Here is an 18908-nt window from a genome sequence, read left to right as displayed (position 1 = left end):
CCCGCCGGCACGGGCACCGGGCCGGACACCGGCACAGACACCGGCACAAAAGCAGCGGCACAGGAGCAGCGGCCCCGCGGACCGAGTGGTCCGCGGGGCCGCTGTCTGTCGGGGCCGCTTTCCGCGCGTCAGCGTGGCGTGCCACCGGCGGCCCGCGACGGCCGGGACAGCAGCACCAGGCTGCGGGGCCCCACGGTCAGGCCCGTGCCCGCCTTGTGCTCCGACTCGTCGGGGGTGCCCTCCGGGTCGGCGGTGTCGATCAGGGCCGTCCAGCGTTCGCCGTAGGCGGCGTCCGGGAGGCGGAAGTCGACCGGCTCCCAGTGGCTGTTGAGCAGCAGCAGGAACGAGTCGTCGACCACCGGGCGCCCGCGCGGGTCGGGCTCGGCGATGGCGTCGCCGTTGAGGAAGACGCCGACGCAGTGCGCGTCACCGCGCTGCCAGTCCTCGTCGGTCATCTCGGACGCGTCGGGCGCCAGCCACACCAGGTCGGGCAGCGGCTGGTCGGCGCGGGTCAGGGTCTCGCCGAGGAAGAAGCGGCGCCGGCGCAGCACGGGGTGGTCGGTGCGCAGCCGGATGACGTGCCGGGTGAACTCCAGCAGGGCGCGCTGCTCCTCGGTGAGCCGCCAGTCGATCCAGGAGATCTCGTTGTCCTGGCAGTAGGCGTTGTTGTTGCCGCGCTGCGTGCGCCCGAGTTCGTCGCCGTGGCAGAGCATCGGGATGCCCTGGGACAGCAGCAGGGTGGCGAGGAAGTTGCGCTGCTGGCGGCCGCGCAGTTCGAGCACGGCCGGGTCCCGGGTCGGGCCCTCCGCGCCGCAGTTCCAGGACCGGTTGGTGCTCTCGCCGTCCTGGTTGTCCTCACCGTTGTCCTCGTTGTGCTTGTCGTTGTAGGAGACGAGGTCGCGCAGCGTGAAGCCGTCGTGCGCGGTGACGAAGTTGACGCTGGCGCGCGGGCGGCGCCTGCTGTGCTGGTACAGGTCGGAGGAACCGGTCAGCCGGGAGGCGAACTCGCCGAGCGTGTGGTCCTCGCCGCGCCAGAAGTCCCGCACCGCGTCGCGGTACAGGCCGTTCCACTCCGACCACAGCGGCGGGAAGTTGCCCACCTGGTAACCGCCCTCCCCGACGTCCCACGGCTCGGCGATCAGCTTGACGCGGCTGATCACCGGGTCCTGCTGGATCAGGTCGAAGAACGCCGACAGCCGGTCCACCTCGTGGAACTGCCGGGCCAGGGTGGCCGCCAGGTCGAAGCGGAAGCCGTCGACGTGCATCTCGGTGACCCAGTACCGCAGCGAGTCCATGATCAGCTGCAGGACGTAGGGGTGGCGCATCAGCAGGCTGTTGCCGGTGCCGGTGGTGTCGTAGTAGTGCTCCCAGTCGCCGTCGACCAGGCGGTAGTACGAGGAGTTGTCGATGCCCCTGAAGGACAGGGTGGGGCCCAGCTCGTTGCCCTCGGCGGTGTGGTTGTAGACCACGTCGAGGATCACTTCGAGCCCGGCCGCGTGCAGCGTCTTCACCATCTGCTTGAACTCGGTGACCTGCTGGCCCCGGGTGCCGTGGGCGGCGTAGCCGTTGTGCGGCGCGAAGAAACCGATGGTGTTGTAGCCCCAGTAGTTCGACAGCCCCCGGTCGTGCAGCACGCCGTCGTGGACGAACTGGTGGACCGGCATGAGCTCCACCGCCGTGATGCCGAGCGAGGTGAGGTGCTCGACCACGGCCGGGTGGGCCAGCCCGGCGTAGGTGCCGCGCAGTTCCGGTGGCACCTCGGGGTGGGTACGGGTCAGACCCTTGACGTGTGCCTCGTAGATCACCGTGTCCGCGTACGCCCGGGAGGGCCGGGTGTCGTCACCCCAGTCGAAGGCGGGGTCGGTGACCACGCCCAGCATGGTGTGCCCGGCGCTGTCGGCCGGGTCGGGACCGTCCGGGTTGCGCTCGTAGAGCGAGGGGTCGTTGTCGATCTGCCCGTCCACCGCCCGGGCGTACGGGTCCAGCAGCAGCTTGGCCGGGTTGCAGCGGTGGCCCGCGGCCGGGGCCCACGGCCCGTGCACCCGGTAGCCGTAGCGCTGGCCGGGGCCGACCCCGGGGAGGTAGCCGTGCCAGACGAAGCCGTCGACCTCGTTCAGCGGCACGGCGGTGTGGGTGCCGTCGTCGTCGGCCAGGATCAGCTCGACCCGTTCGGCGACCTCGCTGAAAAGCGCGAAGTTGGTGCCCTCCCCGTCGTAGGACGCACCCAGTGGGTAGGGGCGCCCGCTCCACGCGGACACCCCTTTCCGTGTCTGGCGCCGGGTCACCGGGCGTCCTCCAGGACCTCGTCCGGGAGGACGGCCGGGGCGGCCAGTTGCGTGACGCGCACTTCTCGGGGCACTTCGAGGCCTTCGCTCTCCTGCGGGGCGGGCGCGGTCGGCACCAGCGGGACGCGCTCGCCGGCGCGGGCGCGCTGCGAGAACCAGATGACCTTGCTGCCGGTCTCGGTGGCGCAGCAGCCCCAGCCGTCGCTCACGGCGGCCAGGTGCTCCAGGCAGCCGCGCAGTTCCTGGTCCGGGCGCAGCGCCCGGTCGTTGTCCCCGATGGCGGTGATCAGGTGCTGCCCGTTCCACCACATCTCGATCGACGTCTTCTTGTCCGTGGCGTGTTCGTCGATGGCCTTGAGCAGCATCTCGGCACCGCCACAGACGGGCTGGACCAGGTTGTCCAGATCCCAGAACCTCAGGTGAGCGGCCAGAATGCGGCTGACCTGTCCCACCCGGTCCGGGCTGACTTCCACGTCGAGGTGGTAGTAGCAGGGCACTGCGGTCTTCATCGGTCGGCTCCTCACCGCGAAGCTCAGCTCCTCCTCGTTCCCGCGGTATGCGGGACGAGCCCCGAACACGGAACGTGAGCACGTATCGCTTCTGAGTCACCATCAGCGTGACGGTGCTAGCCCGTTCGTGCAACACGAGCGCACCTTTGAGGCGGCCGAGCCCACAAGTGAGCGGCCCCCGGTGGCCCGAACGGCGCAGCCGCACCCTCATTGGTTGAAGCTCCAACAAGACGCTGCGTCGTCACACGTGCACCATGTGTGAAGAACTCGATCGCCGTTACGGGTCCGTGCCGCTGCGCGCACGGCACGCCGTCCGACCGTCGGGAGACCGTGCCCCTCGAGCCCGAAAGGTGATCGGCGCCATGCTGCTACCCGCCAAAGCCGAAGTCGCCCGGCAGTTGCGGCGTTACCGGGCCTGGGAACGCGTGATGCTCGCGGCGCCGAACGACCGCACCGTGCGGGCCACGTTCGAGGACTCCGGCTACACCCTCTGCGTGCTGATGGGCAAGCGCTGTGCGCGGGAGGCGGCGGACGCCGCCGAGCGGTACCTGCGGACGAACCAGGTCGCCCGTCTGGAGGAACCGGGCGAGCGGCCCTGTCCGGCCGCCGCGGTCGGGCGCGGCGCACCGGCCCCCGGCCGCCACGCGCCGGCGGCCGGAAGAAGATCCCCGGCGGGAAGGTGACGGCATTCCCGTACGGCTGTCCCCCGACCGGGCCCCGGCCCGGCTGTCGAGCACGGTGGAGGTGAGGACCATGAGCAAGACCCGGCCCATCGGCCGTATCCCGGTACGGGACGTCCGGCCTGCGGTGGAGAACGGCAACCGGCCGGCCAAGGCGGTCGTGGGAGAGGCGTTCGAGGTCACCGCCACCGTGTTCCGGGAAGGGCACGACGCGGTCGCCGCGAACGTCGTGCTGAAGGACCCGGAGGGCCGCCCCGGCCCGTGGACGCCGATGCGGGAGCTCGCCCCCGGCAGCGACCGCTGGGGCGCCGAGGTCACGGCGGGCGCCGAGGGCCGCTGGACGTACCGGGTGGAGGCCTGGAGCGACCCGGTGGCCACCTGGCGCCACCTGGCGGGCATAAAGGTCCCGGCGGGCATCGACCCGGGACTGGTGCTGGAGGAAGGCGCCGATCTCCACGAACGGGCGGCGGCCGGCGTGCCGAAGGAGGCCGGCCGCGCCGTGCTGCTCGAGGCGGCGCGGACCCTGCGCGACGACACGCTGCCCCCGGTGGCGCGGCTGGCGGCGGCGCTGACGCCGGAGGTGGACGCGGTGCTGTCCCGGCATCCGCTGCGGGACCTGGTCACGAGCAGCGAGCCGCTGCCGCTGCTGGTCGAGCGCGAGCGGGCCCTGTACGGGTCCTGGTACGAGTTCTTCCCGCGTTCGGAGGGCACCCCCGAGCAGCCCCACGGCACCTTCCGCACCGCCGCGCGGCGTCTTCCGGCGATCGCGGCGATGGGCTTCGACGTGGTGTACCTGCCGCCGATCCACCCGATCGGCACGACCTTCCGCAAGGGGAAGAACAACACCCTCTCCCCCGGTCCAAACGACGTGGGGGTGCCCTGGGCGATCGGCTCGCCCGAGGGCGGGCACGACGCCGTCCACCCCGGTCTCGGCACCCTGGAGGACTTCACCTGGTTCGTGGACCAGGCCCGCGAGCTGGGCCTGGAGATCGCCCTGGACTTCGCGCTGCAGTGCTCCCCGGACCACCCCTGGGTGCACAAGCACCCCGAGTGGTTCCACCACCGGCCCGACGGCACCATCGCCTACGCGGAGAACCCGCCGAAGAAGTACCAGGACATCTACCCCATCGCCTTCGACGCGGACATGGACGGCCTGGTCGCCGAGACCTGCCGGGTGCTGCGGCACTGGATGGGCTGCGGGGTGCGCATCTTCCGGGTGGACAACCCCCACACCAAGCCGGTCGTCTTCTGGGAGCGGGTCATCGCGGACATCAACCGCACCGCCCCCGATGTGATCTTCCTGGCCGAGGCGTTCACCCGCCCGGCGATGATGCACACCCTGGCCCAGATCGGCTTCCAGCAGTCCTACACCTACTTCACCTGGCGCAACACCAAGGAAGAGCTCACCGAGTACCTGACGGAGCTGTCGGGCGAGGCCGCCTCCTACATGCGGCCCAACTTCTTCGTCAACACCCCCGACATCCTGCACGCCTACCTCCAGCACGGCGGCCGGCCCGCCTTCGAGGTCCGCGCCGTCCTGGCCGCCACGCTCTCCCCGACCTGGGGCGTCTACTCCGGCTACGAACTGTGCGAGAACACCCCGCTGCGCGACGGCAGCGAGGAGTACCTCGACTCGGAGAAGTACCAGCTCAGGCCCCGCGACTGGGAGAACGCCGAACGCGAGGGCCGCACCATCACCCCGCTGCTGACCCGGCTCAACACCATCCGCCGCGCCCACCCCGCGCTGCACCGGCTCAGGAACCTGCGCTTCCACCACACCGACAACGACGCGCTCATCGCGTACAGCAAGCGCTCCGGATCCGACGTCGTCCTCGTGGTCGCCAACCTCGACCCGCACCACGCCCAGGAGGCCACGGTCTCGCTCGACCTGCCGCACCTCGGCCTGGACTGGCACGCGCCGGTGCCGGTGCGCGACGAACTCACCGGCGAGACCTACCACTGGGGCCGGAACAACTACGTGCGCCTGGAGCCAGGGCGGGCTCCGGCGCACGTGTTCCACGTCCAGTCGCCGCCCGCCGCGCAAGGGATCGGAGGGGCAGGAACGTCATGACCGTGAACGAGCCCGTGCCGGACACCTTCGAGGACACGCCCGCCAGGGACCGCGACCCGGAGTGGTTCAAGCGCGCCGTCTTCTACGAGGTGCTCGTCCGTTCCTTCCAGGACAGCAACGGCGACGGCGTCGGTGACCTGAAGGGCCTGACCGCCAAGCTCGACTACCTGCAGTGGCTGGGCGTGGACTGCCTGTGGCTGCCGCCCTTCTTCAAGTCGCCCCTGCGCGACGGCGGCTACGACGTCTCCGACTACACGGCCGTGCTGCCGGAGTTCGGCGACCTCGCCGACTTCGTGGAGTTCGTCGACGCCGCCCACCAGCGCGGCATGCGCGTGATCATCGACTTCGTCATGAACCACACCAGCGACCAGCACCCCTGGTTCCAGGAGTCGCGCAAGGACCCCGACGGGCCCTACGGCGACTACTACGTGTGGGCCGACGACGACAAGGGCTACCCGGACGCGCGGATCATCTTCGTCGACACCGAGACGTCGAACTGGACCTTCGACCCGGTGCGCGGCCAGTACTTCTTCCACCGCTTCTTCTCGCACCAGCCCGACCTCAACTACGAGAACCCGCGCGTGCAGGAGGAGATCCTGGCCGCGCTGAAGTTCTGGCTGGACCTCGGCATCGACGGGTTCCGGCTGGACGCGGTGCCGTACCTCTACGCGGCCGAGGGCACCAACTGCGAGAACCTGCCCGCCACGCACGCCTTCCTCAAGCGGGTCCGCCGCGAGATCGACGCGCAGTACCCGGACACCGTGCTGCTCGCCGAGGCCAACCAGTGGCCCGAGGACGTCGTCGACTACTTCGGCGACTACCCGAGCGGCGGCGACGAGTGCCACATGGCGTTCCACTTCCCGGTCATGCCGCGCATCTTCATGGCCGTCCGCCGTGAGTCCCGCTACCCGGTCTCCGAGATCCTGGCCAAGACCCCGGCCATCCCCTCGGGCTGCCAGTGGGGCATGTTCCTGCGCAACCACGACGAGCTGACCCTGGAGATGGTCACCGACGAGGAGCGCGACTACATGTGGGCCGAGTACGCCAAGGACCCCCGCATGCGCGCCAACATCGGCATCCGCAGGCGTCTCGCCCCCCTGCTGGACAACGACCGGCACACCATCGAGCTGTTCACCGCGCTGCTGCTGGCCCTGCCCGGCTCGCCGATCCTGTACTACGGCGACGAGATCGGCATGGGCGACAACATCTGGCTCGGCGACCGCGACGCCGTGCGGACCCCGATGCAGTGGACCCCGGACCGCAACGCCGGGTTCTCCACCTGCGACCCGGGCCGCCTCTTCCTGCCGGCGATCATGGACCCGGTCTACGGCCACCAGGTGACCAACGTCGAGGCGTCGATGTCGTCGCCGTCGTCGCTGCTGCACTGGACCCGCCGCATGATCGAGATCCGCAAGCAGAACCCGGCCTTCGGACTCGGCTCCTACACCGAACTGCCGTCCTCCAACCCGGCGGTGCTCGCCTTCCTGCGGGAGTACGAGGACGACCTGGTGCTGTGCGTGAACAACTTCGCCCGCTTCGCCCAGCCGACCGAACTCGACCTGCGCGAGTTCGCCGGCCGCCATCCGGTGGAGCTGTTCGGCGGGGTCCGCTTCCCCGCCATCGGTGAACTTCCCTACCTGCTGACCCTCGGGGGCCACGGCTTCTACTGGTTCCGGCTCACGCGAGTCGCATCCCGCATCGGCCGGCGACTGTGAGCATGCGCCGACGAAAGGAGGCGTGACCATGCCGAAGACCGCATCCCTCCGCCCGACCCCCACGCGCCTGGCCGAGCCCATGAAGTCGCTCGGCCGGCTCCTGCGGGACTGGCTGCCGCGGCAGCGCTGGTTCGCGGGCAAGGACCGGCCCGTCACGGAGCTCGGCCTGCTGTCGATGACCGAGCTCTTCCCGGGCTGTCTGCACCTGCTGGTCCACGCCGGGCACGCGGGTCACACGGGCGTGCCCTCGCCCGGCGGGACTCCCCCGGCCGGTGACTGCTACCAGCTGCTGCTCGGCGTACGGGAGCACCCCTCGCCGCGGCTCGGCCGGGCGCTCATCGGGCAGGTGCAGGACGGGCCGCTGGCCGGTATGACCGTCTACGACGCGCTGCACGACCCGCGGTCGGCCCAGCTGCTCCTGGACCGGCTGCGGCACCCGGGCACCGCGGGCCCCCTGCGCTTCGAGTGCGACCCGGACCAGCGGGTGCCCGCCGGGCTGGTGCCGCGTCTGCTGGACGCGGAGCAGTCCAACTCCTCGCTGGTGTACGGCGACGAGTACATCCTGAAGGTCTTCCGGCGCATCCAGCCGGGCGTCAACCCGGACCTGGAGGTGCCGGGCGCGCTGGCCCGGCAGGGCTGCCACCGCGTCCCGGCGCCCGTCGCCTGGTTCCAGACCAAGCACCCGTTCCAGGCCACCCTCGGTGTGCTCCAGCCGTATCTGCGGGACGCCTCCGACGGGTGGACGCTGGCGCTGCACGCGCTGGCCGCCGGGGACGACTTCACGGCGCAGGCGCGGGCGCTGGGCGCGGCCACCGCGGAGGTGCACCTCGCGCTGGCCTCGGCCTTCCCGGTCGGTGCCCCCGGCGAGAACGCGCGGACGGCGTCGGCCATGGTGGAGCGGCTGGGCGCCGCCGCGCACTGCGTGCCCGCGCTGCAGCCGTACGTGCCGGGTCTGCGGTCCGCGTTCGCCGCGCTGACCAGCTGCGATCCCGGGCCGCCCGCCCAGCGCATCCACGGCGACCTGCACCTCGGCCAGGTGCTGCGGGCCGGCCGCGACTGGTTCGTCATCGACTTCGAGGGCGAGCCGTCCCGGCCGCTCTCCGAACGGCGCAGCGCCCACTCCCCCGTGCGGGACATCGCCGGGATGCTGCGCTCCTTCGACTACGCCGCCCGGCAGCGCCGCCCCTGGCGCCCGGAGTGGGCGCGGCGCTGCCGCGAGGCCTACTGCGCGGGCTACGCCGCCCGCGCCGGCTGGGACCCCCGCAAGAAACACGGACTGCTCCGCGCCTATGAGACGGACCGGGCCGTGTACGAGGTGCTGTACGAGGCACGGCACCGCCCCGACTGGCTGCCCGTACCGATGGCGGCGATCGAGCGCCTCGCCGTGAGAGGAGACTGAGCCGTGGCCCTGCGAGACACCTCAATCCCGGAGCCGTCCGGCCCGGTCCCGAGCCGCACCGCGCCCGCCCTGAGCCCGGAGGACCGGGGCCGCCTGCTGGCGGGCGCCCACCACGATCCGCACGCGCTGCTGGGCGCCCACCCGGTCCCGGGCGGGGTCGTGTTCCGGGCGCTGCGCCCCTTCGCCCGCGCGGTGAGCGTGGTGGTCGACGGGCGGCGCACCGCCCTGGTCTCGGAGGGCGACGGCCTGTTCTCCGGCCTGCTGCCGCTGGCGGACATCCCCGCGTACACCCTGCACGTCGCCTACGAGGAGGGCGAGCAGGAGACGCACGACCCGTACCGCTTCCTGCCCGCGCTCGGCGAGCTCGACCTGCACCTGATCCGCGAGGGCCGGCACGAGCAGCTGTGGCGGGCGCTGGGCGCCGAGCCCATGACGCACGAGGGCGTGGCCGGCACGCGGTTCACGGTGTGGGCGCCCAACGCGCAGGGCGTGCGGGTGGCGACCGACTTCACCTACTGGGACGGCACGCAGTTCCCGATGCGCTCGCTCGGCGCGTCCGGTGTGTGGGAGCTGTTCCTGCCCGGCGTCGGCGAGGGCACCGCGTACAAGTTCGAGATCCACTCCCGGCACGGGCAGCGCTTCCTCAAGGCCGACCCGATGGCCCGCCGCACCGAGGAGCCGCCCCACACGGCGTCGATCGTGACCGCCTCGCACTACGAGTGGGGCGACGCGGAGTGGATGGCGCACCGCGCCGACCGGCCGGTGCACCAGGCGCCGTTCTCGGTCTACGAGGTGCACCTGGCGTCCTGGCGGCCGGGGCTGACCTACCGGGAGCTCGCCGAGGAACTGCCCAGGTACGTCAAGGACCTGGGCTTCACGCACGTGGAGCTGATGCCGGTCGCCGAGCACCCCTTCCACGGCTCCTGGGGGTACCAGGTCACCGGCTTCTACGCGCCCACGGCCCGCCTCGGCACGCCCGACGACTTCCGGTTCTTCGTCGACGCCTGCCACCGGGCCGGCATCGGCGTGATCATGGACTGGGTGCCGGCGCACTTCCCGAAGGACGACTGGGCGCTGGCCCGGTTCGACGGGGAGCCGCTGTACGAGCCGGGCGACGACCGGCGCGCGGAGCACCCCGACTGGGGCACGTACGAGTTCGACTTCGGCCGCACCGAGGTGCGCAACTTCCTGGTCGCGAACGCCGTGTACTGGTGCGAGGAGTTCCACGTCGACGGGCTGCGCGTGGACGCGGTCGCCTCGATGCTCTACCTCGACTACTCGCGCGAGGACGGCCAGTGGGAGCCCAACGTGTACGGCGGCCGGGAGGACCTGGCGGCCATGGCGTTCCTGCAGGAGATGAACGCGACGGTGTACCGGCGCGCCCCCGGCGTGGTCACGATCGCGGAGGAGTCCACCGCCTGGGGCGGGGTGACCCGGCCCACCGACACCGGCGGGCTCGGCTTCGGCCTGAAGTGGAACATGGGCTGGATGCACGACTCGCTGGAGTACATCTCCCACGAGCCGGTGCACCGCAAGTACCACCACCACGAGATGACGTTCTCGATGGTGTACGCCTACAGCGAGAACTACGTCCTGCCCATCTCCCACGACGAGGTGGTGCACGGCAAGCAGGCGCTGGTGACGAAGATGCCGGGCGACTGGTGGCAGCGGCGGGCGAACCTGCGCGCCTACCTGGGCTTCATGTGGGGCCACCCGGGCAAGCAGCTGCTGTTCATGGGGCAGGAGTTCGCGCAGGGAGCGGAGTGGTCGGTGGAGCAGGGGCCGGAGTGGTGGCTGCTCGACGAGGGCTACCACTCGGCGGGCGACCACCGGGGCGTGCGCGACCTGGTCCGTGACCTGAACAGGACCTACCTGGCGACACCGGCGCTGTGGCAGTGCGACACCCGGCCGGAGGGCTTCCGGTGGGTGGCGGTGGACTCGGCCGACGACAACGTCTACGCGTTCCTGCGCTACGACGCCGAGGGCCGCCCGCTGCTGGCGGTGTCGAACTTCTCCCCCGTCGTCCGGTCCGACTACGGCCTGCGGGTCCCGGGTGACGTCGTCGCCTGGCAGGAGACGCTCAACACCGACGACACGCGCTACGGCGGCAGCGGTGTGACCAACCCGGACGCGGTCAAGCCGGAGGACGGCATGGTCCGGATCACCCTGCCGCCGCTGGCCACGGTGTGGCTGACGCCCTTCGCGGGGTGAAGTCCGCCCGCGCACCAGGTGTCCGACCGGCCTGTAGGGGGCACTGGGGGTCTACCCCGGGAAAACCCGGTGGTCGACGCTTCGGAGTCTTGGAAGGGCGGGCATCAGGTGCGCACCGTCGGAGTGGAGGAGGAACTCCTCCTGGTCGATCCGGAGACCGGGGAGCCGCGGGCACTGTCCGCCGCGGTCCTTGCCCGGGCGGCTCAGGACGACGCGGATCAGGACGTGTTCGAGAAGGAACTCCACGAGCAGATGCTGGAGTTCGCCACGCATCCGCAGTCGTCCATGGAGGCCCTGCGCGCGGAGATAGTCCGCTGCCGCAAGGAGGCCGCCCGGCACGCGGAGGACATCGGCTGCACGGTGGCGGCGCTGGCCACCTCCCCGCTGCCGGTCAGCCCGGCCGTCGGGCTCAACCGGCGGTACCAGTGGATGGCGGACCAGTACGGCATCGCCACCCGGGAACAGCTCGTCCTGGGTTGTCATGTGCACGTGTCGGTGGAGTCGGACGAGGAGGGAGTCGCCGTCGTCGACCGGCTGCGGCCGTGGCTGCCGGTGCTGCGGGCACTCAGCGCCAACTCCCCGTTCTGGCAGGGCAAGGACACCGGGTACAGCAGTTACCGCAGCCGGGTGTGGCTGCGCTGGCCGTCGGCCGGCCCGACCGAGATCTTCGGCTCGGCCGAGCGGTACCACCGGCTGATCGCGGACATGGTGGCCACCGGGGCCCTCCTCGACGACGGGATGATCTACTTCGACGCGCGGCTCTCGCCCCGCTACCCGACGGTGGAACTGCGGGTCGCGGACGTCTGCCTGCACGCCGGGACGGCCGTGCTGATCGCCACCCTCGTGCGCGGGCTGGTCGAGACGGCCGCACGCGAGTGGCGCGAGGGCCGGGAACCGCTGGATCACAACGTCAGCCTGCTGCGCCTGGCCGACTGGCAGGCCGCCCGCTGCGGACTGACGGGTGAACTCCTGCACCCCGCCACCATGCGCCGCATGCCTGCCGAGTCCGTCGTGCGGACCCTGCTGGAACACGTCGAGGAGGCCCTCGACGGCACCGGGGACCTGGAGCAGGCCCGGGTGGCGTGCGAGGAGCTGCTGCGCGATGGCAACGGCGCGCGGGTGCAGCGCGAACTGATGGAGCGCACGGGCAGCCTGCGGGACGTCGTCACCGAGTGCGTGCGGCATACGCAGGGCTAGACGTCCCGGGGGCGTTGCTCCTCAGAAAATCAGGACGAGGGCGTAGGCCAGGAAGAACGCCGCGATCAGCACCGACATCACGATGATCACGGCCAGCGGGGCCTTGGCCCAGCCCTTGGTCGGGTTGTGGGTCTCGCGCGGCAGCGCCTCGGGCATGCTGCTCTCCGCGGGCGGGGTCTCACCCGGCGGCACACCGCCGCCGGGCTCCAGACCGGTGCTGCGCTCGGGCTCGGGATCCGGACTGTAGTGACTCATGTCCCCCGGGTCCCCCGATCACGCCGAGATCATCAGCGGATCCACTTCCGTATTTCCCGACCCCGGAGGGTCCCGACTCGACTACATTCGAGCCCCGCCGATGACGGTACCCGTCGGCCGTGTCACACCCGTACATGTCAGGAGCAGCATGCGCGACCCCGCCCTCGCTCCACCGGCCGTCTCGCCCCTGTCCGGCGGGCTCGCCGACAGCGTCTTCGAGACGGCGGAACGGGAACCCGCCCGGCCGGTGCTCGCCCGCCGCGCCGGCGCCGCCCGCGCCGGCTGGGAGGAGATCACGGCGATCGAGCTGCGCGACCAGCTGGTGGACGTGGCCAAGGGCCTGATCGCCGCCGGGATCGCGCCGGGCCACCGCGTGGCCATCATGGCGCGCACCCGCTACGAGTGGACGGTCCTGTGCCACGCGCTGTGGGCGGTGGGGGCCGAGGTCGTGCCGATCTACCCGACGTCCTCGCGCGACCAGGTCGAGTGGATCCTGCGCGACTCCGGCTGCGTGGCCGTGGTGGTCGAGGACGAGCAGGGCGTCATGACGGTCGGCTCGGTGTGCGCCTCGCTGCCGGTGCTGCGCCACGTCTGGCAGCTGGACGCGGGCGCGCTGGAGGAGCTGGCGGTGCTCGGCCAGGACGTGCCGATCGCCACGGTCGACTCGATGCGCCGCATCGTGCTCCCCGACTCCACGGCCGTCATCGCCTACACCTCGGGCACCACCGGCCACCCCATGGGCTGCGCCCTGAGCCACCGCAACCTGGCCGGCACCTGCGACACGCTGCTCGCGGGCTGGGGGCACACGGCCGCACCGCGCGGGGAGCAGGGCTCGGTGCTGGCGTTCCTGCCCTTCTCCCACGTGTACGGACTGATGATCCAGGGGCTGTGCGTGCGCGGCGGGCTGCTCATGGGGCACCAGGCGGATCTCGGCACCGAGGCGCTGTCGTCGGCGCTGCGTTCCTTCCGTCCCACGTACTTCTACGCGGTCCCGTCGGTCTTCGAGAAGATCTACAAGAACTTCCTGCGCACGGCCCAGCAGGGGGGTCACGGCGCGCTCTTCGAGCGGGCCGCCGGGACCGCCCGGGACTTCGCCGCCGCGCTGGAGCGCCAGCGGCTGGGCCGCGGCCGCGGGCCCGGTCTCGACCTGCGGTTGCAGCACGCCCTGTACGAGCGCACGGTCTACCGCCGGCTGCGGGCCGCGCTCGGCGGCCGGGTGCAGCGGGCGACGTCCGGCGGCTCGCCCCTCAGCCGCGAGCTGTCCCTCTTCTACGAGGGCATCGGCATCTACGTGAACGACGGGTACGGCCTGACCGAGACCTCCGGCGGGGTGACGATGCAGCCGCTGGGCCGGGAGAAGTCCGGGACGGTCGGCCAGGCGCTGCCGGGCACGGAGATCCGGGTGGCCGAGGACGGCGAGATCCTGGTGCGGGGGCCGTCGGTCTTCCAGGGCTACGTGGGCGACGAGGCCGCCACCCGGGCCGCGCTGCGCGGGGGCTGGCTGGCCACCGGGGACCTCGGGCGGCTCGACTCGGAGGGTTATCTGACGATCACCGGCCGCAAGAAGGACATCATCATCACGAGCAGCGGCAAGAGCGTCGCCCCGGCCGCGCTGGAGCAGCGGCTGCGCATGCATCCGCTCATCCACCAGGCGGTGGTCGTGGGCGACAACCGGCCCTGTGTGGGTGCCCTGATCACGCTGGACCCGGAGTTCCTCGCCCACTGGCGGGCCGCACTGGCCCTGCAGGGCGAGATGCGGGAGGCCAGGGAGGAGAACGCGCTGCGCGAGGAGGTCGCCCGGGCCGTGGCCACGGCCAACAGCGCCGTGTCGCGGTCGGAGTCGATCCGCGTCTTCCGGGTGCTGCCGGAGCCGTTCGACGTGACCAACGGGCTGCTCACCCCGTCGATGAAGCTGCGCCGGGACGAGATCGTGCGGCACTACGCCGCCGAGATCGACGCCATGTACGCCTCCCGCAGGCGCCCCGGGCGGCCGGGCACCCCGGAGGAGGCGGCACACTGGGACGACTCCGACAGTGTGTTCCGTTGAGCGTGCGGCCGGACGCGTAGGCCTCGCGCCCTCGGGAACACGCAACAGTGGCGACGCAAGAGAAAGGACGACAGCCCTGACGACAGCTCTCGCTGACGCCCGGGCCGGAAAGGCGATATGTCAACCGAGCCGCGTGGGGACGACGCCCTGACCTCCGAGGAGATCCCGAGCCGCACGAACAGCTTCGTGGGCGAGCCGCATGACGTGACGGGTGCGCGGCTGGCCGCGGAGGAGTTCCTGCGTGACCTCGCACGCTCCTCCCCGCCCTCCGCCCCCGAGTACTGGGACGACATCCTGCTGGTGGTGACCGAACTCGCCGCCAACGCGGTCCAGTACGCCCCGGGGCCCTTCGCACTGCGGATGCGCCGCACCTTCGACGGCGTGCACGTGGTCCTGCACGACACCAGCACCACCGAGCCGGCCCCCCGCCCCTTCGATCCGCGCAGCGGCGGCGGCGGCATCGGCTGGCACCTGATCCACACGCTGTGCGACCAGGTGAGCGTGGTGACCGACGACCACGGCAAGGACGTGCACGTCTTCCTGCCCTGGTGACCCGTTCCGCTCCGGCGCGCCCCGGCCCCCCGGCGGGCCGCGAGCGGCACGGGCGCGGTGCGCCCGTGCCGCGCTCAGACGGAGGTCGTCTCGCGCGGGGGCAGCCTGTCGTAGTAGTCGCCGACCGCCCGCAGGTACCGCTGGTCCTGCGTCTCGCTGTCGGTCTGGAAGCGGGGCGCCGCCTTGGCGTCCGCCCTCGTGCAGGCCAGTGTGACTTTCCGCGCCTGCGCGTCGATGCCGGTGACGACCCCGGCCGGGACCAGCACGCTGCGGCCGAACACCCAGACGCCGGTGTCGACGACCAGGTGCCGCAGGCCGTGCGGAGCGGCCTCCCGGTCCACGTGCCCGATCGTGCCGTCGGCCGCGGCGACGGTGAAACCGGTCAGGTCCTGCCCCTCGACGTGACCGCTGTCCGGCGCGTACGACCAGATTCTGTCGATGGTCACGCTGCTCCATCCTCCCTGACGGTGTGCGGATCGCTCGAACCCCGGCGGACGGCTCGCGCCCGCCCTGCTCCACAGCAGCAATTACCCTCCTGTCGCACGCACATTCGGCGTACCCGTGTCCAGGGCGGCGGGAACACGATCCCGGCCGGATTCACATCGCCGGGCATGGAGCGCGGTTTCCGGGGTAATCGCGGGGGCGCGGTGGAAACGGAGCCCGGCAGCGAAGGGAGGCACATGAGAAACCGCAGTCGAGCCCGCGACACGACCGGCGTCGCCCCGCACCGCGGTCACCCCCAGAGGTGACCACCCCAGGCCGTAGCACTTGTTGGAGGTACCCGTGCCCCTCGCCCAGAACCCGCTGTCCGTGGAAGTCGAACTGCCCCGGGAGGACGTGGCCCTGATCACGGTCGACGGCTACCTGGACGTCGACACCGCGACCGAGTTCCAGGCCCATCTGGCCAACCAACTCCACCACGGCCGACGACACTTCCTGCTCGACCTCTCGTCCGTCCCGTTCATGGACTCGTCCGGGATGAACATCATCCTGCGGGTCTACCAGGAGACCCGGGGCAACGCCGGCAGCGTGCACGTCATCAGCCCGACGCCTGCCGTGCGCCGCATCCTCGACCTGACCGGCGTGAGCATCACGGTGCCGATATCGGAGAACGTGGAGGAGGCCCTGGCCCGCGTCGACGCCGGGCCGGTGGTCCCCGACGAGCCGGGGGCGGAAGGCGCCTGACCCCAGGGACCCGCGCGGGCCCGGCGCCGAACCGGTCGGCCGGGGCCCGGCTCCGTCCTGCCCGAACGGTGGTTCACCCCCCGCGCTCGCCGGTGACGGCGGTGCCCGGCCGCCGTCACCCCGAACCGGACGCCTTGCGCCGGATCCGGTGTCGTACGAGGTCGGCGCATGGTTAGAGTTGTCGCCCGGCAAGTGTCACATCGCCGTTCTCGTTGCCAGAAGCGGGCTCGGTCGACGCAACGCGGATGAGGAGAGAACCAGGTGCCGGAGCACGAAGCGGACGGACAGCTCGCCACGCCGACGCACGAGGTGCGGGACTTCCTGCACCGGCGGCGGGAGCAGATCGCCCAGCGGTGGGCGGACGAGCCCCTGTTCCGCACCGTGTTCACCGTCTCGCGCGACGAGGCGGTGGAGGCGGGCAAGGCCGTCGTCGACGCGCTGGCCCAGGTGGCCGACTCGGACCAGGTGGAGGACCCGGACGCCGCGGGCTTCAGCGGGGTCCGCGAGCAGCTGGCCCGCATGGGCGCGGCCCGCTCCCGCGCCGGGCTGTCCAACACCCAGGTCTCCACCGAGCTGGCCGCCCTGCGGCCGCCCGTGGAGAACCTGCTGGCCGCCGATCTGGAGCAGGCCCCGCCCGAGCACCTGCGGGCCTGTTCGACGGCGCTCACGGTGCTGATGGGCACCCTGCGCCTGGTGGCCATGCAGACGGCCCTGAGCGAGTGGCAGGCGCTCAGCGACCGGCAGCGGATGCAGTTGCTGGAGGTGGCCACGCCGGTCATCCGGCTGTGGGACGGCATCGTGGCGGTGCCGCTGATCGGGACGCTGGACAGCGCCCGCAGCCAGGTGGTGATGGAGACGCTGCTGAACGCCGTGGTCGAGCAGCACGCCCGGTTCGCGATCCTCGACATCACCGGCGTGCCCACGGTCGACTCGCTGGTGGCGCAGCACCTGATGAAGACGGTGGCGGCGGCGCGGCTGATGGGCGCCGAGTGCATCGTCTCCGGCATCCGGCCCGCCATCGCGCAGACCATGGTCCACCTCGGGCTGGACCTGGACGTCATCACCCGCGCGAGCCTCTCGGACGCGCTGGGGTACGCGCTGCACCAGCTCGGCGCGGACATCGTGAACCCGGGTGCGGGTCAGCGGTGAGCGACGCCTACCCCCCTCCCGTCCCGGGCCACGTGCCGGTGCTGCGGCTCGGGGACGTCCTGCTGGTCACGCTCCAGGGGGACCTGCACGACAGCACGGCGCAGCAGCTCCAGCAGGACCTCGCGGAGACCATCTCCCGCACCGGGGTCCGCGGGGTCCTCATCGACATCTCCGGCGTGGAGATCGTCGACTCCTTCCTGGGCCGGGTGCTGGCCGAGATCGCCGCGCAGGCCAAGCTGCTGGCCGCGCGGACCGTGGTGGCGGGCATGCGCCCGGCGGTCGCCATCACCCTGGTGGAACTGGGTCTGACACTGCCGGGCCTGAGCACGGCGCTCAGCACGGAGGCGGGCATGCGACTGCTGTCGCAGAGCCCGCCGGTCACCCGTGCCGGCGGCCCGCGTCAGGAGAGTCCGTGATGCACACTGCCGCGGGCGTCGAGGCCTGCCTGCCCATCCGGTCCGACATGGACCTGGTGTGGGTGCGCCAGCACGTACGGCAGGCCGCTGCCCGGCTCGGCTTCGGCCTGGTGGAGCAGACCAAACTGGTCACCGCCGCCAGCGAGCTGGCCCGCAACACCCTCGTGCACGGCGGGGGCGGACAGATGGAGGCGACCCGCGTCGGCAGCGGCGCCGCCCAGGGGCTGCGGCTGTCCTTCACCGACGAGGGACCGGGGATCGCCGACCTGGACCAGGCGCTCAGCGACGGCTACACCTCCGGCGGCGGCCTGGGGATGGGGCTGAGCGGTGCCCGGCGCCTGGTGCACGAGTTCGACATCGACAGCACGCCCGGCTCCGGCACGACGGTGCGGGTGACGTGCTGGGTGGCCCAGCCGCCGCGGCCCCGCGAGGAGGCCTGATGCCCCGCGTGTGGGACATCCCGGTGCGGGACTCCACCCGCGTGCGCGACGCGCGGGTGGCCGCCGAACAGGCGGCCGCACTGGCCGGGCTCGACGAGAGCCGTACGGCGGCGGCCGCGCTGGTCGCGACCGAACTCGCCACGAATCTCCTCAAGCACGCGGAGGGCGGGCAGGTGCTGATCGACCTCGTGGACCCGCCCGTGCTGCGGGACGGGGGCGAGGAGTCCCGCGTCGTGCAGATCACCGCGATCGACCACGGTCCGGGCATCCCGGACGTCCCCGCGGCGGTGCGCGACGGTTTCTCCACGACCCGTTCGCTCGGCGCCGGCCTCGGCACGTGCCTGCGCCTGGCCGACGACTTCGGTCTGGACAGCGCGCCCGGCCGCGGCACGGTGGCGGTGGCGCGCGTCGGCTCCACGCCCCGGGGCGGTGCCGTCCCCGCCGGTACGACCGTCGCCGCGTGGCCCGAGGGACCCTCGGCCGGGCGGGCCGCGGCGGACGGGAACCCGTGGACAGGGCCGGCAGCGCCTGCAGCGCCCGACGCCCCGGCCTCCCACGACGGACCCTGGCCGGGCGGCGCCCCACGTGCCGCCCGGGCTCCGCTCGCGGCCGTGGCACACGACGGCCTGACGGAGCACGTCTCCCGCGTCGACGCGGGCGATCACTCCCGGCACGCCGGCAGCGCCGCGCGCGCCGCCTCCCGGAACGATTCCGCACCGGACGCCCGCCCCGGCGGTGCCGGTACCTCGGCGGCGCCGGGCGGGCTCGCCCGGGATGCCGACGCGGCCGACGCGCGT

At 72.1% G+C, this 18908-nt stretch carries 16 protein-coding genes and 1 pseudogene; 13 read left to right on the top strand and 4 right to left on the bottom strand.

The features are described 5' to 3' along the window. Nucleotides 1-128 precede the first annotated feature (128 nt). Nucleotides 129-2285: a glycogen debranching protein GlgX gene (gene glgX / locus AC07DA_RS03940; RefSeq protein WP_479124328.1), complete on the bottom strand. Its 2157-nt coding sequence runs from the start codon at nt 2283-2285 to the stop codon at nt 129-131. Continuing rightward, a complete protein-coding gene (locus AC07DA_RS03935) occupies nt 2282-2794 on the bottom strand; it encodes a pep a2 (RefSeq protein ID WP_479124327.1) in 513 nt (170 codons plus the stop codon). The genes glgX and AC07DA_RS03935 overlap by 4 nt, the downstream gene beginning before the upstream one ends. Nucleotides 2795-3156: 362 nt before the next feature. On the opposite strand from AC07DA_RS03935, the gene AC07DA_RS03930 reads away from it, so the two are divergent. The 6 genes from AC07DA_RS03930 to AC07DA_RS03905 all read left to right on the top strand — a co-directional run bounded on the left by AC07DA_RS03930 (nt 3157) and on the right by AC07DA_RS03905 (nt 12067). After that, the gene (locus tag AC07DA_RS03930; protein WP_479124325.1) at nt 3157-3477 is read left to right on the top strand and encodes a DUF5133 domain-containing protein; all 321 of its coding nucleotides are present in this window, start codon (nt 3157-3159) and stop codon (nt 3475-3477) included. A 70-nt stretch (nt 3478-3547) separates the two neighbouring features. After that, complete coding sequence (locus AC07DA_RS03925) at nt 3548-5545, top strand: alpha-1,4-glucan--maltose-1-phosphate maltosyltransferase (protein WP_479124323.1); 1998 nt, start codon at nt 3548-3550, stop codon at nt 5543-5545. After that, the gene (gene treS, locus AC07DA_RS03920) at nt 5542-7260 is read left to right on the top strand and encodes a maltose alpha-D-glucosyltransferase (protein WP_479124321.1); all 1719 of its coding nucleotides are present in this window, start codon (nt 5542-5544) and stop codon (nt 7258-7260) included. The genes AC07DA_RS03925 and treS overlap by 4 nt, the downstream gene beginning before the upstream one ends. A gap of 28 nt (nt 7261-7288) precedes the next feature. Beyond that, the gene (locus AC07DA_RS03915; RefSeq protein ID WP_479124320.1) at nt 7289-8659 is read left to right on the top strand and encodes a maltokinase N-terminal cap-like domain-containing protein; all 1371 of its coding nucleotides are present in this window, start codon (nt 7289-7291) and stop codon (nt 8657-8659) included. 3 nt (nt 8660-8662) lie between these two features. Then, the gene (glgB, locus tag AC07DA_RS03910; RefSeq protein ID WP_479124319.1) at nt 8663-10870 is read left to right on the top strand and encodes a 1,4-alpha-glucan branching protein GlgB; all 2208 of its coding nucleotides are present in this window, start codon (nt 8663-8665) and stop codon (nt 10868-10870) included. Between the two features lie 108 nt (nt 10871-10978). After that, nucleotides 10979-12067, top strand: a complete 1089-nt coding sequence (locus tag AC07DA_RS03905) for a glutamate--cysteine ligase 2 (protein ID WP_479124317.1) — start codon at nt 10979-10981, stop codon at nt 12065-12067. A 21-nt stretch (nt 12068-12088) separates the two neighbouring features. Here AC07DA_RS03905 and AC07DA_RS03900 read toward each other — a convergent pair whose 3' ends face one another. After that, nucleotides 12089-12322 carry a DUF6480 family protein gene (locus tag AC07DA_RS03900; protein ID WP_479124315.1) on the bottom strand — a complete coding sequence of 78 codons (234 nt, stop codon included), beginning with the start codon at nt 12320-12322 and terminating at the stop codon, nt 12089-12091. 148 nt (nt 12323-12470) lie between these two features. Here AC07DA_RS03900 and AC07DA_RS03895 point away from each other — a divergent pair, with 148 nt between their 5' ends. Further along, nucleotides 12471-14369 carry an AMP-dependent synthetase/ligase gene (locus AC07DA_RS03895; RefSeq protein ID WP_479124314.1) on the top strand — a complete coding sequence of 633 codons (1899 nt, stop codon included), beginning with the start codon at nt 12471-12473 and terminating at the stop codon, nt 14367-14369. 117 nt (nt 14370-14486) lie between these two features. Next, the gene (locus AC07DA_RS03890; RefSeq protein WP_479124312.1) at nt 14487-14921 is read left to right on the top strand and encodes an ATP-binding protein; all 435 of its coding nucleotides are present in this window, start codon (nt 14487-14489) and stop codon (nt 14919-14921) included. Between the two features lie 74 nt (nt 14922-14995). On the opposite strand, the gene AC07DA_RS03885 is transcribed toward AC07DA_RS03890, so the two are convergent. Continuing rightward, a complete protein-coding gene (locus tag AC07DA_RS03885) occupies nt 14996-15367 on the bottom strand; it encodes a PRC-barrel domain containing protein (RefSeq protein WP_479124311.1) in 372 nt (123 codons plus the stop codon). A gap of 337 nt (nt 15368-15704) precedes the next feature. Between AC07DA_RS03885 and AC07DA_RS03880 the strand changes: the two genes are divergently transcribed. From AC07DA_RS03880 to AC07DA_RS03860, 5 genes and pseudogenes are all read left to right on the top strand, one after another. After that, entirely contained in the window at nt 15705-16106 is a 402-nt protein-coding gene (locus AC07DA_RS03880; RefSeq protein WP_479124309.1) for an STAS domain-containing protein, read from the top strand. 261 nt (nt 16107-16367) lie between these two features. Further along, the gene (locus AC07DA_RS03875; protein WP_479124307.1) at nt 16368-17255 is read left to right on the top strand and encodes an STAS domain-containing protein; all 888 of its coding nucleotides are present in this window, start codon (nt 16368-16370) and stop codon (nt 17253-17255) included. Beyond that, nucleotides 17252-17671 carry an STAS domain-containing protein gene (locus AC07DA_RS03870; RefSeq protein WP_479124305.1) on the top strand — a complete coding sequence of 140 codons (420 nt, stop codon included), beginning with the start codon at nt 17252-17254 and terminating at the stop codon, nt 17669-17671. Before AC07DA_RS03875 ends, AC07DA_RS03870 begins: the two co-directional genes overlap by 4 nt. Continuing rightward, nucleotides 17671-18111: an anti-sigma regulatory factor gene (locus AC07DA_RS03865; protein WP_479124303.1), complete on the top strand. Its 441-nt coding sequence runs from the start codon at nt 17671-17673 to the stop codon at nt 18109-18111. The genes AC07DA_RS03870 and AC07DA_RS03865 overlap by 1 nt, the downstream gene beginning before the upstream one ends. Then, a pseudogene (locus AC07DA_RS03860) lies at nt 18111-18608 on the top strand (anti-sigma regulatory factor); the annotation flags it as partial. The gene AC07DA_RS03865 and the pseudogene AC07DA_RS03860, both read left to right, overlap by 1 nt. Nucleotides 18609-18908 lie beyond the last annotated feature (300 nt).

This window comes from Streptomyces sp. NPDC044921 (assembly GCF_056432865.1).
Note: the sequence above shows the minus strand (reverse complement) of the source record. Positions and strands in the feature narration are given on the sequence as shown.